Below are 17,430 nucleotides of genomic sequence, written 5' to 3' on the forward strand. Positions count from 1 at the left end.
CCCGGCCGGTAGTGGGGGAGCCTGCACAGATTCCCAGAAAGCGGGAAAAGCTCGGTTTCAGGGGGCAGACGGGCGGCCCGCCTGCCGACCGTCGTGGGAATCTGTGCACGCGGGTCCGGCGCCGGCCTGACCCTAAGCCGGCTGAACCGCCTCCGCCAGCACGCAGTGGGTCTTCCCGTAGACGGTGAACATGCACTTGTTGCAGTGAATGCAGAGACCGGGCTTGGTGGGGTCCTCCGCCAGGCGGTTGATCAGGTCCGGCTCGCGCAGCAGCGCCCGGCCCATCGCTGCGAACTCGAATCCCTCGGCCATGGCGGCCTCCAGGTGGACCATATTGTTCACCCCGCCGAGCAGGATGAGTTTCGCATTCTTCACTACCGGGCGGAACTGCCGGGCGGCCTCCAGCATGTAGAGATCGTAGTAGGGGTATTCCCCCAGGATCTTCTTTCCCAGCATTTTCACGCCGGTCTTGAACGGCTCCTTCATAACGGCCGCCATTCCGTCCACCGGCACGTCGCCGCGGAAGAGGAACATCTGCCGCTTCACCGAGGAACCCATGGTCAGCTCGATGGCGTCCAGCACCTTGTCCGAGTCCAGCAGCTGGGCGGACTGCAGGGATTCATCCAGCCAGATGCTTCCCTTGATCCCGTCGTCCATGCTCATTTTGGCAATCACGGCAATGCGGTCGCCAACGGCTTCCTTCACTGCCTGGGCAATTTCCCGGGCGAAACGGGTGCGGTTCTCGATGCTGGCCCCGTATTCGTCCCTGCGCTTGTTGATCCAGGGGCTCATGAAGGAGCTGGGGAGGTACAGGTGGCCGAAATGCAGCTCGACGGCGTCGAACCCCGACTCCACCGCAACGAGCGCCGCGTCCCGGAACTGCCCGACGACGCCGCGCATCTGCTCCCGGGTGATCTCTTTGGAAAGCTGGAATGACGTGGGGTTCAGGAAGGTGCTGGGAGACAGGGCGTTAGTCCCGGTAACGGCACGGCTGGCGACGACGCCGGCGTGGCCCAGCTGCGCGGAGATGGCGGCACCTTCGGCGTGGACGGCGGCGGTGAGGCGCAGCAGTCCCGGTACGGCTTCGGCGGACATGATGATCTGGCCCGGGGCACTGCGGCCCTCCTGCGCCACCGAGCAGTAAGCCACCGTCGTCATGCCCACGCCGCCGCGGGCGAACCCGACGTGGAAGTCGATGAGGTCCTGGGTGACGAGCCCGTCCGGTGACCTGCCCTCCGACGTTGCGGCTTTGATAATCCGGTTGCGCAGGCGGACCGGCCCCAGCGTCTCCGGGGACAGCGGCGATGGTACGGGCGGACGGGTGCCCAGGGTGACATCAACAGACATGGCGGAGACTCCTTGGTGGCGGGAAAAACGCTCAGTACCAGGAACTGTAGACCAGTGTCTGAGGCGGAATCAGTTCATCCGACGCCGGTAAATGGCCGTGGCGCCGGCGTAGGCGAGGCCGAGGATGCCGGCCAGCCACAGAAGTGCCACCCAGAAGCCGCTGCCCACGGGTTGCTGGGCAAGCAGCGCCCGGAGGGTGTCCACAATGGAGGTCACGGGCTGGTGTTCGGCAAACCATGCCACCGGGCCGGGCATCGTATCGGTCGGCACGAACGCGGAGCTGATGAACGGCAGGAAGATCAGCGGGTAACTGAACGCGCTGGCGCCGTCGACGGTCCTGGCGGTCAGCCCGGCTATCACGGCCAGCCAGGTCAGGGCCAGTGTGAACAGGACCAGGATGCCGACGACGGCGAGCCATGCCGCTGCGGAGGCGCCGGAGCGGAATCCTGCCATCAGGGCGACGGCGACAACCAGCGCGAGCGAGACCAGATTTGCGGTTACCGAGGTGAGGACGTGGGCCCAGAGCACCCCGGAGCGGGCAATCGGCATCGACCGGAAGCGTTCGAAGATGCCTCCCTGCCTATCGAGGAACAGCCGGTAGGCCGTGTAGGCGACGCCGGATGCCACGGTAATCAGCAGGATGCCCGGCAGCGTGTAGTTAATGTAGGACTCCCCGGATCCGGTGCTGATCGCACCGCCGAAGACGTAGACGAACATCAGCATCAACGCGACAGGGGTGACCGCCGTCGTAATGATGGTGTCTGGACTGCGCAGCACGTGGCGCAGGGAGCGGCCCGTCAGGGCAGTGGTGTCGCTAATGGCGGTCATCGGCTTTCCTTACGTCCGCGGCCACGGAGGAACCGCCGCCGGGTTCGGTCCGTCGGCCGGTGTCGCCGACAAGGGTGAGGAAAACGTCCTCCAGGGACGCTTGCCTGATCACGGATTCCTCTGTCGGCGGCGGCAGGAGCTGCTGCAGCTCGGCCAGGGTGCCGTCTTGGATGATGACGCCCTGGTGCAGGATGCCGATGCGGTCGGCCAGCTGCTCGGCTTCTTCGAGATACTGCGTGGTGAGCAGCACGGTGGTTCCGCCCGTAGCCAGTTCCCGAATGGTGTGCCAAACCTCGTTGCGCGCCTGCGGATCAAGACCGGCAGTTGGCTCATCCAGGAAGATGATCTCCGGTTCCCCGATCAGGCTCATCGCGATATCGAGGCGCCGGCGCATTCCGCCCGAATATGTCCCCGCCCTGCGGTTTCCCGAGTCCGTAAGCCCGAACCGATCCAGCATGTCCTCAGCAATCCCGCCCGGATCCTTCCGGTGGCGGAGTTTCGCGATGAGCGCGAGGTTTTCCCGGCCCGTCAGCACTTCATCGATGGCGGCGAACTGGCCGGTCAGGCTGATGGAGCGGCGGACCTCGGCGGGGCTGGCGGCAATGTCGAACCCGGAGACCGCTGCGGTCCCGGCGTCGGCCTTCAGCAGTGTTGCGAGGATCCGCACCAGCGTTGTTTTTCCCGCTCCGTTGGAGCCGAGCAAGGCATAGATACTGCCGGCACTCACGTCAAAGCCGACGCCGCGCAGCACCTGCAGCTCCCGGAACGATTTTTCGATGCCCTGTACCCGGATGGCGGGGTCGAGGGTGTGGTCGGTAGGCATATCCGGTTCTCCATTCCCGGTGAGCTATCCCTCTTTGGCGGACCTGTCGATGGTCTCGATCAGGCGCCTGCGCTCCTTGTTGATCCACTGGCCGTCCGCGTAGTTCGCAATAAAGGCCTCGGCGAATTCCACCGGGTCCTCCCCCACGACGCTGCGGACGGAAGTGCCGTCGACGGCGGCACGCTCGACCAGGTCGGCGAGGTCTTCCAGCATCTGGAGGTAGACGTCTCCCCTGGCAATCGGTCCCGCGTACATGAAGTAGCGTTCGAGGCCGTCCATGGCGGTGCGGTACCCCGCGGGCAGCTGTTTCTTGCGCTGCTTGAGCCGGCGCCACCGCCTTTTGTCCTCCCACGGTCCCGTGACCAGCTCGATCCATTGTGCGGCCATCATTCCCCTCCTTCGTTCTGCGGGTTCTCGGCGTGGCGTTGAAGCTGGTCGATCCGTGCCGCCAGGAAGCTCCAGGTGCCCCAGAACTCCCGGAGGTACTCGGCACCCTGGGCGTTCAGGGCGTAGACCTTGCGCGGGGGTCCCTTTTCCGACGGCATTTTTTCGACGTCGACCAGTCCCCGCTTCTCGATCCGGAGCAGCAGTGCATACACGGTTCCCTCGGCAATATCGGTGAAACCCTGCTCGCGCAGCCGCGCCGTGATGTCGTAGCCGTAGGCAGGCTCGACGGCGAGGATCGCCAGGACAATGCCCTCGAGGGTGCCCTTGAGCATCTCGGTCATCTGTTTACCCATGGAGCCGTACCCGTCTACTCAGTGTTGCTGACTACCACTAGAAAGTAACACTAAGTACCGACTGGGCAAAGGGGTTTAGGGCAAAGAAAAAAGCCCGGAGACCAGGCCGGTGGGGCTGGTCTCCGGGCTGTTGCTCTTAAGGGCACTTCTTACTGGCTGGCGTCCGCGGCATTGTCCTCGCAGCGGAGCACGAACATATCCCCTGACTTCCCGATCAGCACCGGATGCAGGGCACCCATGATGAACACGCAGGCGATGCTGAACACCCAGGTGGGCAGTTCCGAATCCGCGGACAGCAGCAGTGCTGCCCACAGCAGCACGCCGATGGCGCCGATGAACAGGACCACCCCACGGAATCCCCGGGGGCGAAACTGGACCTGCGACATTCGGTTCGGATGCTTTTTGTCCACTTTGCGCAGCTTTTTCAGGAAGAGACCGAGCGCAATTATGCCCACTGTGAATGCTCCGCAGACGAATGTTGCGACGACTCCTACCACCATGTGCTCTCCCCCAACGTGCTCATCGGAAAACGCAGGCGCGTGATCCACCCGGTACTCTACCCAGTCCCGGCCGAAGCGGAGCTACAGTGCGGTGATCGCCCGGTCGGTCGGCGCCACCGGCGCCGGCAGGCGGGTCGATCCCATCAGCCACTGGTCCACGGCGGCGGCCGCGGCCCGTCCCTCGGCAATGGCCCAAACAATCAGGGACTGCCCGCGCCCGGCGTCGCCGGCGGCGAATACACCCGGGGTGCCGGTCATGTAGTACCCGTCGCGGACCACGTTGCCCCGCTCGTCGAACTCCGCGGAGACCTGATCGGCCAGGCCGGCCGGCTCCGGACCGGTGAAGCCCAGGGACAGGAACACCAGGTCCGCCGGAAGAATCCGTTCCGTGCCGGCCTTCGGCAGCCGCTTGCCGTCCACGAACTCGGTCTCGGCCACCTTCACGCCGGTGAGCCTGCCGTTCTCCCCCACGAACTCCACGGTGGAGGCCAGGAAGGTGCGTTCGCCGCCTTCCTCGTGGGCGCTGGCCATCTCGAACAGCGTCGGGTACATCGGCCAGGGCTGGTGGGCGGCACGCTCGGCGGGCGGCTGCTGGCCGATCGCCAGCGTGGTGACCGAGGCGGCCTGCTGGCGGTGCGCGGTGCCGAGGCAGTCCGCGCCGGTGTCGCCGCCGCCGAGGATGACGACGTGCTTGCCCTCGGCACTGATCTGGTTCTTCACGGTGTCACCCGCGACGGCACGGTTGGACTGCACCAGGTAGTCCATGGCGAAGTGCACGCCGGACAGTTCCCGGCCCGGAATGGGCAGGTCGCGGGGCACGGTGGCGCCGGTGGCGATCACCACGGCGTCGTAGCGGCGGCGCAGCTGCTCCCAGCTGATGTCCCTGCCCACTTCGACGCCGGTCCGGAACCGGGTGCCCTCGGCGCGCATCTGGTCCAGCCGGCGGTCAACCTGGATCTTTTCCATCTTGAAATCCGGGATGCCGTAGCGCAGCAGCCCGCCGATGCGGTCATCGCGCTCGTACACGGCCACGGTGTGTCCGGCGCGGGTGAGCTGCTGGGCGGCGGCCAGGCCGGCGGGGCCGGAGCCGACGACGGCGATGGTCCGGTCCGTCAGCCGCTCCGGCGGGTGCGGGGTGACCCAGCCTTCGCCCCAGGCTTCGTCAATGATGGAGACCTCCACCTGCTTGATGGTGACCGGCGGCTGGTTGATGCCCAGCACGCAGGACGCCTCGCAGGGGGCCGGGCAAAGCCGGCCGGTGAACTCCGGGAAGTTGTTGGTGGCGTGCAGCCGCTCAATGGCCTCGGCGCCCTTGTCCCGCCGCATCAGGTCATTCCACTCCGGAATGAGGTTGCCCAGCGGGCAGCCCTGGTGGCAGAACGGGATGCCGCAGTCCATGCAGCGGCCGGCCTGGGCCTGCAGCACGCCCTTTTCCTGCGCTTCGTAGACTTCCTTGTAGTCCATGATGCGCACCGGCACGGGGCGCCGCGGCTGGGTCTGGCGTTCGCGTACCTTCAAGAATCCGCGTGGATCAGCCACCGGTAACCTCCAAAATCTTGTTCCAGGCCTCGGCGCCGTCGGGATCGAGTCCCGCTTCGGCAGCGGAGGCGCGGGCGCCGAGCACTGCGGCGTAATCCCGCGGCAGCACCTTGGTTATACGGGACACGGTGTCCTCGAAGCTTTCCAGCATCTTCTGGGCCAGGTCGGAGCCGGTCTCCTCGAGGTGCCGGATCAGCAGCCCGCGGACAATGTCGATGTCCTCGGCGTCCGGAGCCTCAAGCCGAAGCTCGCCGCGTTCCAGGGACTCCTTGTTCACGCGGGCCGGGTCCAGGTCCACCACAAACGCGGTGCCGCCGGACATACCGGCGCCGAAGTTCCGGCCGGTGGGTCCCAGGATCAGGGTCTGCCCGCCGGTCATGTATTCGCAGCCGTGGTCGCCGATGCCTTCGACGACGGCGGTGGCCCCGGAGTTGCGGACCAGGAAGCGTTCGCCCACCTGGCCGCTGAGGAACATCTCGCCGCTGGTGGCGCCGTAGCCGATCACGTTGCCGGCAATGACATTGCGTTCGGCTGCGAAGACGTTGCCGCGGTCCGGGCGGACGATGATCCGGCCGCCGGACAGGCCCTTGCCCACATAGTCGTTGGAGTCGCCGAACAGCCGCAGGGTGATGCCGGCGGGCAGGAACGCGCCGAGGGACTGCCCGGCCTGCCCGGTGAGCGTGACGTCGATGGTGTCCGGAGCGAGGATGTCCACCCCAAAGGTCTTCGTGACGGTATGCCCGAGCATGGTGCCCACGGACCGGTCGGTGTTGACCACGTCCAGTGCAATCCGGACCGGGGCCCGGTTCTGCAACGCGTCGGCGCTCATCTCGATGAGCTTATTGTCGAAGTGCAGATCGAGTTCGTGGTTCTGCTGCACCATGTTCCGCAGCGGTGCGCCGGGATCCACCTCGGGTCCGCGCAGGATCGGTTCCAGGTCCAGGCCGTCGGCCTTCCAGTGGTTGATGGCTGCCTGCGTATCCAGCAGCTCGGTGCGGCCGATGGCCTCTTCGAGGGTCCGGAACCCGAGCTCGGCCAGGATTTCGCGGATCTCCTCGGCAATGAACTCGAAGAAGTTCACCACGAACTCCGGCTTGCCGGTGAACCGCGCCCGCAGTTCGGGGTTCTGCGTGGCGACGCCCACCGGGCAGGTGTCGAGGTGGCAGACGCGCATCATCACGCAGCCGGACACCACCAGCGGCGCGGTCGCGAAGCCGAATTCCTCGCCGCCCAGCAGTGCCGCCATCACGACGTCACGGCCGGTCTTCAGCTGCCCGTCCACCTGGACCACCACGCGGTCCCGCAGTCCGTTGAGCATCAGGGTCTGCTGGGTTTCGGCCAGGCCGAGTTCCCACGGGGCGCCGGCGTGCTTGAGCGAGTTCAGCGGCGAGGCGCCGGTGCCGCCGTCGTGCCCCGAGACCAGCACAACGTCGGCCTTTGCCTTGGTCACGCCGGCCGCAACGGTGCCGATTCCGGCTTCGGAGACCAGCTTCACGTGCACCCGGGCGCTGGGGTTGGAGCGCTTCAGGTCATAGATCAGCTGGGCGAGGTCCTCGATGGAGTAGATGTCGTGGTGCGGCGGCGGGGAGATCAGGCCGACGCCGGGCGTCGAGTGCCGGGTGCGGGCCACCCATGGGTAGACCTTCTGCGCCATCAGCTGGCCGCCCTCGCCGGGCTTGGCGCCCTGGGCCATCTTGATCTGGATGTCCTGCGCGTTGGTCAGGTACAGGCTGGTGACACCGAAGCGGCCGGAGGCGACCTGTTTGATCGCGGAGTTGCGCTCCGGGTCCAGCAGCCGCTCCGGATCTTCTCCGCCCTCGCCGGTGTTGGACTTGGCGCCGAGGCGGTTCATCGCGATGGCGAGGGTTTCGTGCGCTTCCTGGGAGATGGAGCCGTAGCTCATGGCTCCGGTGGAGAAGCGCTTCACGATGCTGGAGACGGGTTCCACCTCGTCCAGCGGCACCGGAGTCCGGTCGCCGGTGCGGAAGTCCAGCAGCCCGCGCAGGGTCATGAGGTTCTTCGACTGGTCGTTCACGCCGTTGGTGTAGGCCTTGAACACGTCGTACCGGCGTTCGCGGGTGGCGTGCTGCAGCCGGAAGACGGTCTCGGGGTTGAACAGGTGCGGCGGTCCTTCGCGGCGCCACTGGTATTCGCCGCCGTTGTCCAGGGCGCGGTGCGGTTCCTCGATGCCGTCACCGGGGTACGCCTCGGCGTGCCGGGCGGCGGCTTCGGCGGCAACCACGTCCAGGCCGACGCCGCCGAGCTGGGTCTGGGTGCCGTGGAAGAACTCGTCCACCAGTTCCTGGCCCAGGCCGAGGGCTTCGAAGGTCTGCGCGCCGCAGTAGGAGGCGACGGTGGAGATGCCCATCTTGGACATGATCTTCAGGACGCCCTTGCCCAGGCCCTTGATCAGGTTGGTGACGGCCTCTTCGCCGGTGACTCCGGTGATGTCGCCGTTGCGGACCAGTTCCTCGCAGCTTTCCATGGCCAGGTACGGGTTCACCGCGGAGGCGCCGTAGCCGATCAGCAGGGCCACGTGGTGGACCTCCCGCACGTCGCCGGCTTCCACCAGCAGGGAGATCTTGGTGCGGTTGGCGCTCTTGAGCAGGTGGTTGTGCACGGCGGAGAGCAGCAGCAGGGACGGGATGGGTGCCCACTGGGCGTTGGAATCCCGGTCCGAGAGGACAATGTACTGCACACCCCGGTTGACGGCGCCGGAGACCTTTTCGCAGATCTCGCTGATCCGTGCCCGCAGTTCGGCTTCGCCGCCTTCGGGCCGGTAGAGGCCGCGGACCTTGAGCGCTATCCGGTCGCCGTCGTCGTCGGTGAGGTTGGCAATCTTGGCCAGTTCATCGTTGTTGATGACCGGGAACTTAAGTGCGATCTGGCTGGTTTTCACCTGCTTCAGGGACAGCAGGTTGCCGTTGGGGCCGATCGAGGCCTGCAGGGAGGTGACCAGTTCCTCGCGGATGGAATCCAGCGGCGGGTTGGTGACCTGGGCAAAGGACTGCACAAAGTAGTCGAAGAGCAGCCGCGGCCGCTTCGAGAGCACGGCGATGGGAGTGTCGGAGCCCATGGCTCCCAGCGGTTCGGCACCGGTGCGGGCCATCGGGCCCAGCAGGATCCGCAGTTCCTCCTGGGTGTAGCCGAAGGTCCGCTGGCGGCGGTTGATCGAGGCCTTGGTGTGCAGCACGTGCTCGCGCTCGGGCAGCTCCTCCAGGCGGACCTGGTTTTCCTTCACCCAGTCCGCCCACGGGTTGGCGGCGGCTACCTCGGCCTTGATTTCCTCGTCTTCGATCAGCCGGCCCTCGGCGGTGTCCACCAGGAACATCTTGCCGGGCGAGACGCGGCCCTTGCGGACCACCTTGGCGGGGTCGATGTCCACCACGCCCACCTCGGAGGCCAGGACCACCAGGCCGTCGTCGGTGACCCAGTAACGGGCGGGGCGCAGCCCGTTGCGGTCCAGCACCGCGCCCACGGAGACGCCGTCGGTGAAGGACACGGCGGCGGGACCGTCCCACGGCTCCATCAGCATGGAGTGGTACTGGTAGAAGGCCCGGCGGGCCGGGTCCATGGTGGCGTGGTTCTCCCAGGCCTCCGGGATCATCATCATGATCGCGTGCGTGATCGGCCGGCCGGAGAGCATCAGCAACTCGGCCACCTCGTCGAAGGAGGCGGAGTCGGACGCGCCGGGGGTGCAGATCGGGAACAGCTCTTCCGGGGTCTGCCCCAGCAGCGGGTTCTTCATCTGCGACTGCCGGGCGCGCATCCAGTTCCGGTTGCCCTTGACGGTGTTGATCTCGCCGTTGTGCGCGATAGCGCGGAACGGCTGGGCCAGCGGCCAGGACGGGAAGGTGTTGGTGGAGAAGCGCGAGTGGACAATGCCCAGCCGGGTCTTGAACCGGGGATCGGACAGGTCGGGGAAGAACGGCTCCAGCTGCGCGGTGGTGACCATGCCCTTGTAGACCATGGTTCGAGAGGACAGCGAGGGGAAATAGACGCCGAACTTGTTCTGTGAACGCTTCCGGACGCGGAAGGCCCGCGCGTCCAGGTCCGAGGCGCCGGTCCCCTCTTCGGGGGCCAGGAACACCTGTTCGAAATGGGGCATGCAGGCCCGGGACATGGCACCGACAAGCTCGGCCACGACGGGCACCTCGCGCCAGCCCAGCACACGCAGGCCCTCGCTGGCGGCCATGAGTTCGACGCCGGCGCGGGCGGTCTGCTGCTCGCGGTCCTCGGTGGGCAGGAAGGCGGTGCCGACGGCGTAGCCTCCGGCCCCGGGAAGCTCGAAGTCCACTACTGCACGGAAGAATTCGTCCGGGACCTGGGTCAGGAGCCCGGCGCCGTCGCCGGTGCCTTCGTCAGCGCCCACGGCACCGCGGTGTTCAAGGTTGCGCAGGGCCGCGAGGGCGGCGTCGACAATCCCGTGCGTGGGCTCACCGTGCAGGGTGGCAATGACGGCCAGGCCGCACGCGTCCTTTTCGTTCTCGGCCCGGTACAGGCCGGCGTCTTCCGGAAGCGCGGCAAAGCGGATGAAAGGCGACATCGCAGTGTCAGGGTATGCAGACAGGGAATCAGCCATAAGAAGTGAGTCCTTCCCCCTTGTAGAGCGTTGGGAGGGGACAGCATTGGCCCCAGCGGGATCCCCGAGGGGGCGCTCCGCGGCATTGATTGATTTTACGGCTCACTTCACCCTTATAAACCCGGAAACTGATCCGTTTTTATAAGGAATTCTGGATGCCGGTAACCGCCGCGTTCCGGAAGGGGTGGCCCGGTGCTGCAGCGCTCTGGCGCCACGTCTCTGTGGCTCCGCCTGCAGCACCGGGAGGGTAACCCTGTGGGTCAGGCAGAAGGTCCGTTGTTCCTGGACCGGTGAGGAAGGGATTCCTCGGTTTTTGTCTCTGCGAGATTAGCACGCACCGGGCGTTCTGCTGACGCCGATTCCGCATTCCCCGCTTCTGTTTCATTCTTGTTATCTGCTGCGGTAATACCGCTTCCCTGCGCAGGTTCACGGCCCGGGAGGTACAGCGAGCCCTCGCCGCCCTTGCGTGCCTTGACTGTCAGGTAAATGAACATCGCGATGGAGACGGCCAGGATCAGCACGCTGGTCCACACATTAAGGCGTTGTGTGACGCCGAGCAGCGTAATCATTTCGGCATCGTCGATGCGCAGCACCTCGATCCAGAGCCGTCCGGCGGTGTAGAAGGCGGCGTAAATCCAGAACAGGCGGCCGCCGCGGAGCCGGAACCGGCGGTCCAGCAGCAGGAGCAGGGCTACGCCGGCCAGGTTCCAGAGCGACTCGTAGAGGAAGGTGGGGTGGAACGTGGTGCCGGGGGCGGCACCGGCGGGGAAATTGGCGTTGTCCGCGTCGATTTCCAGGCCCCAGGGAGCATCCGTTTCGGAGCCGAACAGTTCCTGGTTGAACCAGTTGCCCCAGCGCCCCACGGCCTGGGCCAGCAGCAGCCCGGGGGCGCCGGCGTCGGCGAAGGTGGAGAGCTTGATGCCCGCCCGGCGGCAGCCGATCCAGGCACCGACGGCGCCGAGGGCCACCGCACCCCAGATGCCCAGCCCGCCGAGCCAGATCTGCGGAATGAGGGACAGGTCCCCGTCCGGTCCGAAGTAGGCGTCCGGGGAGGAGAACACGTGGTAGAGCCGTCCGCCGATAATGCCGAACGGGATGGCCCAGATGGAGATGTCCCAGACCGCGTCCGCGTCCAGGCCGCGGGCCTTCCACCGCCGGGCTGTGAGCCACAGGGCGAGCATGATGCCGGCCAGGATGCACAGCGCATACGCGTGGATGGTCAGCGGCCCCAGCGAGAAGCTGCTGAACTCAGCGGGCGGGCTGGGGATGCTGGCGTACACGGACATCGGGTTCATCGGCTGGCCTTCGGGGTTCCGGTACTGAGGTCACGGGTGAGGGCGGCGACGGCGTCCGTGCCGCCGTCGCGCAGGGCCGCCACCAGGGCGGTGCCCACAATGACGCCGTCGGCGTAGGCGCCGATTTCGCGGACGTGTTCGGCACGGGAGACGCCCAGTCCCACGCAGACGCGTTCGGCGCCGGCGTCGCGGGCTGCGCTGACAACGCTCTGGGCGGCGTCGCTGACGCTGTCCCGTGCGCCGGTGACGCCCATGATGGAGACGGCGTAGACGAAGCCGCGGCCGGCGGCCACGGTGCTCTTCATCCGGGCCTCGGTGGAGGACGGGGCGACCAGGAAGACGCGGTCCAGGCCGTACTTGTCGGAGGCTTCCAGCCATTCGGAGGCTTCATCCGGAACCAGGTCCGGGGTGATCAGCCCTGCTCCTCCGGCGTCGGCCAGGCGGCGGGAGAACTCGTCCACGCCCATCCGGACCACGGGGTTCCAGTAGGTCATGACCAGCACGGCGGCGTCGGTGGCGGCGGTGATGCCGGCAACGACGTCGAAGACCTGCGCTACACGGAAGCCGTCTGCCAGTGCCTGCGTGGTGGCGGCCTGGATGACGTGCCCGTCCATCACGGGGTCGGAGTACGGGATGCCGATTTCGATCAGGTCCGCACCGTTTTCCGCCAGGGCGATGCCGGCGGCGATGGTGGCTTCCACGGTGGGGTAGCCGGCGGGCAGGTAGCCGATGAGCGCGGCCCGCCCCTGGGCGGCGGCCCGGTCAATAGCTGCGGCGGACTTGCTCTGCGTTGCCTCGGTGCTCACAGCTGTTCCCCTTCTTTGCCGATTTCGGCTTCGGCTGAGCGCTCGTCCAGCAGGTTGAACCATTCCGCGGCGGTTGCCACGTCCTTGTCGCCGCGGCCGGAGAGGTTCACCAGCACGATTTTCTCGGAAACATTTCCGTCGGAGCCGGCCGCCTCGGCGGCCAGACGCTGGCCCACCTTGATGGCACCGGCCAGGGCGTGGGCGGATTCGATTGCGGGAATGATGCCTTCGGTGCGGCAGAGCAGCTGGAAGGCGTCCATCGCCTCGGCATCGGTGATCGGTTCGTAGCTGACCCGCCCGATGTCGGCCAGGTAGGCGTGTTCGGGTCCGACGCCGGGGTAGTCCAGCCCTGCGGAGATGGAGTGGGATTCGACCGTCTGGCCGTCGTCGTCCTGCATCAGGTAGGAGCGGGCGCCGTGCAGCACGCCGGGCCGGCCGAGGGTGATGGTGGCGGCATGGCGGCCGGTTTCGACGCCGTCGCCGCCGGCCTCGAAGCCGTAGATCTTCACTTCGGAGTCGTCGAGGAAGCCGTGGAAGATGCCGATGGCGTTGGAGCCGCCGCCAATGCAGGCACACACCGCGTCCGGCAGCCGGCCGGCCTGCTCCAGCATCTGGGCGCGGGCTTCTTCGCCGATCACTTCGTGGAAGTAGCGGACCATGGCCGGGAACGGATGCGCCCCGGCTGCGGTGCCGAGCAGGTAGTGGGTGTTGTCCACGTTCGCGACCCAGTCCCGCAGCGCCTCGTTGATGGCGTCCTTCAGCGTCTGGGAGCCGTTGGTCACCGGAATGACCTTGGCGCCGAGCAGTTCCATCCGGGCCACGTTCAGGGCCTGGCGGCGGCAGTCCTCGGCACCCATGTACACCACGCATTCCAGGCCGAGCAGGGCGGCGGCGGTGGCGCTGGCCACGCCGTGCTGTCCGGCGCCGGTCTCGGCGATGACCCGGGTCTTGCCCATCCGCTTGGCGAGCAGGGCCTGGCCCAGGACGTTGTTGATCTTGTGGGAGCCGGTGTGGTTGAGGTCTTCGCGCTTGAGGAAGATCCGCACTCCGCCGGCGTGCCCGGAGAAGCGCTTGGCTTCGGTGAGCAGCGACGGACGGCCGGAGTAGTTCTTGTTCAGGTCAGCCACCTGGGCGGTGAACTCCGGATCGGCCTTGGCCTTTTCGAAGGTGTCTTCCAGTTCGTCCAGGGCAGCGATCAGGGATTCGGGCATCCAGCGGCCGCCGTACTCGCCGAAGTACGGGCCGGAGGCGTGGCGCAGGGAGGACACTCCCCCGTTCAGGAAGGCCTCCGTGACGCTTCCGCTTCCGGTTTCCGCGGCAGCTCCTGCTGCCTGAGCCTGTTCCGACTTCCCGATCATGGGCTTTGTGTCCTGTCCTGCTTGGGCCCGGGCCGTTCCTGCCCGGACAGGGTGGTGGTGCTAGGGGTCAGCTTTCACCGTGGAGCCGGGCGCGGGCAGCCAGGGCCTTGGCGCCGGCGGCGGTGAACTCGCCGATGGTTTCGGCCGGGGATGCGTGCTTCACGAGGGCCTCGCCCACCAGCACGGCGTTGGCTCCGTTGGAAGCGTAGTGCTCGACGTCGGCGGCGTCACGGACGCCGGACTCGGCAATGACCACGGGACCGGCGGGAATGCTGCCGGCCAGGGCGGCGAACACCGAGCGGTCGACGTCGAGCGTTTTGAGGTTGCGCACGTTGATGCCGATGATCCGCGCCCCCAGGGCGACGGCCCGGTCTACTTCGTCTGCGGTGTGCGTCTCGACCAGGGCGTTCATACCCAGTTCGTGCGTGAGGTCCAGGAAGCGGCGCAGCTGCTCGTCGTCCAGTGCGGCGACAATGAGCAGGATGACGTCTGCGCCGTGGGCGCGTGCTTCCCAGATCTGGTACTCGTCGACGGTGAAGTCCTTGCGCAGCACGGGGATGCCGACGGCGGCGCGGACGGCGTCGAGGTCCGCGAGGGAACCCCGGAACCGGCGCTGTTCGGTGAGCACGCTGATGACGGCGGCTCCTCCGCGCTCATACGCTGCGGCCAGCGAAGCGGGGTCGGCAATGTCTGCAAGCTCGCCCTTGGAGGGGCTGCTGCGTTTGACCTCGGCGATAACCCGCAGCTCGGTGCGGGGTTCGGCAGTTCCGCCCAGGGCTGCGTAGGCGTCCAGCGGTGCCGGCGCCTGCAGCGCCTGGCCGCGGACCTGCTCGAGCGGGACACTTTGCCGGCGTTCGGAAAGGTCCTCCCGAACGCCGGCAATGATGTCGTCGAGAACGCTCACTCAGTGGCTGCTTTTCTTCAGCTTCGATCCGTTGACGCCGTAGCCTGCCTTGCGCATGATGAAGCCGACCAGCAGGCCGACCAGCATCACGGCGATGCCCGCAAAGAAGCCAACGTAGCTGGCCATGCAGTAGGCAACAGAGGACACAGCAGCGCCGATAATCATGATCAGTACGCAGGCCCAGGCGGCGGGGGTGTTGCCGTGCCCGATGGTCTCGTCGTGAATGCTGGCGTGGCTTTCGCCCGCGTTTTCCTGGCCCGCTCCCAGGTGCTGGTCTGTGGCGTTTGTGCTCATGATGAATCTCCTCGTTAACGAATCTGGTTTCCATTCTGCCATTACTGGGCGGAAACCCTTTCACATATTGCTCCGGTGTTCGGCGCAATCCGGTGGTCTGGTGGATCTGCGGGCCGCAGGCGCGGTCCTACTTCGAGTCGGTGGGGTCCTCGCCGCGTGTGAGCTGGTCCCAGCTGTCGATCTCGTCGATAGGCGTGCCTGCTTCCGCATCTTTGCCGGCAACTTGCGCGGTGCCTCGGTTGTCCGCGCTGCCTGCGGCGGTGTCCGGGCGGGAGTGCACAGAACCGGAGTCCGCGGCGGTGGCTCCGGCGGCGGGCTCCGCCGTCGGGGCGTAGCGACGCGACGTCGTCCAGTACCGGCCCGCGAGGGCGAGCCATACGCCGGCCAGGGCAATCAGGATTCCGATGGCCAGGGCGGCGTACGGCATGACGGTCAGTTCCGCCACGGTGCCCTCGGCGGAGCTCACGCCGATCGCCTTGCCGATGGCGCCGGCCGCGCCCTGCAGGGGGTCGGTGATGATCCGGTAGCTCGCTACGGCCACGCCGATCCCGGAGACCGCGATGATGACGGCAATGACCCAGCGGGCAATCCGGCCGGCAATTCCGGCGGCCAGGGCGGCGGCGACACCGACCACGGCGAACGCCGTGACGGCGGTGGCGGCATCGCTGCCCGAGACGGCGACGTCGGGCGTCACTACGTCCGTGGCGGGGAGGGTGACGTTGAGCCAGGTGCGGGTGGTGGTGCCGAAGGCCAGGGCTGCCAGGAGGACGGTCCCCATGATAACGGTGCCCTTGCGGCCCCAGCGGGGGGTGGTGGTGCTCACTTGTCTGCTTCCTGTGCGATGGTGCCGGCGGGAGGCGCCGCGACGGTCTCCAGTGATCCGGCGAGGAGGGCGGCACGCAGCGGCGCGGCCGCCTTGTTGACGGTTTCCTGGGCTTCCGCTTCCAGGTCCGAATCGTTGACGATGCCGCCGCCGGCCTGGACGTATGCCTTGCCGTCCCGCAGCAGGGCGGAGCGGATGGCAATGGCCATGTCCATGTCCCCGGCGAAGTCGAGGTAGCCCACCACCCCGCCGTAGATCCCGCGGCGGTGCGGTTCCACCTCGTCCAGCAGGCGCAGCGCGCGCGGCTTCGGTGCGCCGGACAGTGTTCCGGCCGGGAACGTCGCGGCGAGCACGTCATAGGTGGTGGAGGCGTCCGCGAGCCGGCCGACGACGGTGGAGACCAGGTGCATGATGTGGCTGAACCGCTCCACCTCCATGAACTGGGTGACGTCGATGCTGCCGGGACGGCAGACCTTGGACAGGTCGTTGCGGGCCAGGTCCACCAGCATCAGGTGTTCGGCCCGTTCCTTTTCGTCTTCCAGCAGTTCCTCGGCCAGTGCCCTGTCCAGTTCGGAGGTCCGGCCGCGGGGCCGGGAGCCGGCAATCGGATGCGTGATCACGTCGCGTCCTGTCACGGTGACGAGGGCTTCCGGGGAGGAGCCGACCACCTTGAACGGATTGCCGTGCGCATCCTCGAAGTTGAACAGGTACATGTACGGGCTGGGGTTGGTGGTGCGCAGTACTCGGTAGACGTCCAGTGCTTCAGCCCGGCAGTCGGCTTCGAAGCGGCGCGAAATGACCACCTGGAACACCTCGCCGTCCACAATGGCCTGCTTGCCGCGTTCCACGGCCCGGGTGTACTCCGGCTTGGGCCAGCTCTCCTTGACGTTCGCAGCGACGTCAATGGTGGTGCCCGCGGCCAGCACGGAGACGGCCTGCGGGGTGGGGGCCGCGAGCCGGCCGAGCATGGAGCGGACGCGAGCCACGGCGTCGTGCCAGGCCTCGTCCACGCGTTCGTCGGAGCCGTCGAAGTTGATCGCGTTGGCCACCAGCGTGACGGTGCCGTCACTGTTGTCGTGGATGGCCATGTCCGAGACCAGGTTCATCGCAATCTCGGGCAGGTCCAGGTCATCGGCCGGCGGGTTGGGCAGTTTCTCCCAGTGCCGCACGGTTTCCCAGCCGACAAACCCGACCATGCCGGAGGTGAACGGGGGCAGCTCGTCGAAACGGTCGGTGGCCAGCAGGTCCACGGTGCGGGCCAGGGCCTCGACCGGGCTGCCGTCCTGCGGTACGCCGGCGGGCGGTTCGCCTAGCCAGTGAGCCTGCCCGTCCAGCGTGGTGAGGGTGGCGCGGGAGCGGGCGCCGATGAAGGAGTAGCGGGACCAGACGCCGCCGGACGCGGCTGATTCCATCAGGAAGGTGCCGGGCTCGCCGTTGGTGAGCTTGCGGTAGATGCCGATGGGGGTGTGGGCGTCCGCCAGCACGGTGAGGCGCACGGGGATCACCCGGCGGTCGCGCGCCAGGGCCCGGAATTCCTCCAGGGTGGGGCGGATGGCTCCTAGATCCTGCATGTTGTTCCTACTTCTTCCCT

The 17,430-nt window shown here is 67.2% G+C and carries 15 protein-coding genes; all 15 read right to left on the reverse strand.

The features are described from left to right. Positions 1–132 precede the first annotated feature (132 nt). Positions 133–1,347 (reverse strand): NADH:flavin oxidoreductase, encoded by a 1,215-nt coding sequence (locus tag NNX37_RS09805; RefSeq protein WP_255792323.1) that lies wholly within the window; start codon positions 1,345–1,347, stop codon positions 133–135. A 69-nt stretch (positions 1,348–1,416) separates the two neighbouring features. Next, the gene (locus NNX37_RS09810) at positions 1,417–2,175 is read right to left on the reverse strand and encodes an ABC transporter permease (RefSeq protein ID WP_255792326.1); all 759 of its coding nucleotides are present in this window, start codon (positions 2,173–2,175) and stop codon (positions 1,417–1,419) included. Then, the gene (locus NNX37_RS09815) at positions 2,162–2,998 is read right to left on the reverse strand and encodes an ABC transporter ATP-binding protein (RefSeq protein WP_255792328.1); all 837 of its coding nucleotides are present in this window, start codon (positions 2,996–2,998) and stop codon (positions 2,162–2,164) included. The genes NNX37_RS09810 and NNX37_RS09815 overlap by 14 nt, the downstream gene beginning before the upstream one ends. A 24-nt stretch (positions 2,999–3,022) precedes the next feature. After that, positions 3,023–3,385: a DUF1048 domain-containing protein gene (locus NNX37_RS09820; protein ID WP_255792330.1), complete on the reverse strand. Its 363-nt coding sequence runs from the start codon at positions 3,383–3,385 to the stop codon at positions 3,023–3,025. Next, positions 3,385–3,738, reverse strand: a complete 354-nt coding sequence (locus NNX37_RS09825; RefSeq protein ID WP_255792332.1) for a PadR family transcriptional regulator — start codon at positions 3,736–3,738, stop codon at positions 3,385–3,387. The genes NNX37_RS09820 and NNX37_RS09825 overlap by 1 nt, the downstream gene beginning before the upstream one ends. A gap of 149 nt (positions 3,739–3,887) precedes the next feature. Further along, positions 3,888–4,124, reverse strand: coding sequence for a hypothetical protein (locus NNX37_RS09830; RefSeq protein ID WP_255792333.1), 237 nt, complete (start codon positions 4,122–4,124; stop codon positions 3,888–3,890). Positions 4,125–4,319: 195 nt separating this feature from the next. Beyond that, positions 4,320–5,777, reverse strand: a complete 1,458-nt coding sequence (locus NNX37_RS09835) for a glutamate synthase subunit beta (RefSeq protein WP_255792335.1) — start codon at positions 5,775–5,777, stop codon at positions 4,320–4,322. Continuing rightward, on the reverse strand, positions 5,770–10,359 hold the full coding sequence (gltB, locus tag NNX37_RS09840) for a glutamate synthase large subunit (RefSeq protein ID WP_255792336.1): 4,590 nt from the start codon (positions 10,357–10,359) through the stop codon (positions 5,770–5,772). Before gltB ends, NNX37_RS09835 begins: the two co-directional genes overlap by 8 nt. A gap of 260 nt (positions 10,360–10,619) precedes the next feature. Then, the gene (lgt, locus tag NNX37_RS09845) at positions 10,620–11,654 is read right to left on the reverse strand and encodes a prolipoprotein diacylglyceryl transferase (RefSeq protein ID WP_255792337.1); all 1,035 of its coding nucleotides are present in this window, start codon (positions 11,652–11,654) and stop codon (positions 10,620–10,622) included. Further along, entirely contained in the window at positions 11,651–12,460 is an 810-nt protein-coding gene (gene trpA, locus NNX37_RS09850; protein ID WP_255792338.1) for a tryptophan synthase subunit alpha, read from the reverse strand. Before trpA ends, lgt begins: the two co-directional genes overlap by 4 nt. Further along, positions 12,457–13,818 carry a tryptophan synthase subunit beta gene (trpB, locus tag NNX37_RS09855; protein ID WP_255792340.1) on the reverse strand — a complete coding sequence of 454 codons (1,362 nt, stop codon included), beginning with the start codon at positions 13,816–13,818 and terminating at the stop codon, positions 12,457–12,459. Before trpB ends, trpA begins: the two co-directional genes overlap by 4 nt. A 67-nt stretch (positions 13,819–13,885) precedes the next feature. Then, complete coding sequence (gene trpC, locus NNX37_RS09860; protein ID WP_255792342.1) at positions 13,886–14,722, reverse strand: indole-3-glycerol phosphate synthase TrpC; 837 nt, start codon at positions 14,720–14,722, stop codon at positions 13,886–13,888. After that, entirely contained in the window at positions 14,723–15,016 is a 294-nt protein-coding gene (locus NNX37_RS09865) for an HGxxPAAW family protein (RefSeq protein ID WP_255792344.1), read from the reverse strand. It abuts the gene before it with no gap. A 127-nt stretch (positions 15,017–15,143) separates the two neighbouring features. Beyond that, positions 15,144–15,839, reverse strand: a complete 696-nt coding sequence (locus NNX37_RS09870) for a Trp biosynthesis-associated membrane protein (RefSeq protein WP_255792345.1) — start codon at positions 15,837–15,839, stop codon at positions 15,144–15,146. Continuing rightward, entirely contained in the window at positions 15,836–17,410 is a 1,575-nt protein-coding gene (locus NNX37_RS09875; RefSeq protein ID WP_255792346.1) for an anthranilate synthase component I, read from the reverse strand. Before NNX37_RS09875 ends, NNX37_RS09870 begins: the two co-directional genes overlap by 4 nt. Positions 17,411–17,430: the final 20 nt, after the last annotated feature.

This window comes from Arthrobacter zhaoxinii (assembly GCF_024385505.1).
In the GTDB taxonomy this organism is placed as follows: Bacteria; Actinomycetota; Actinomycetes; order Actinomycetales; family Micrococcaceae; genus Arthrobacter_B; species Arthrobacter_B zhaoxinii.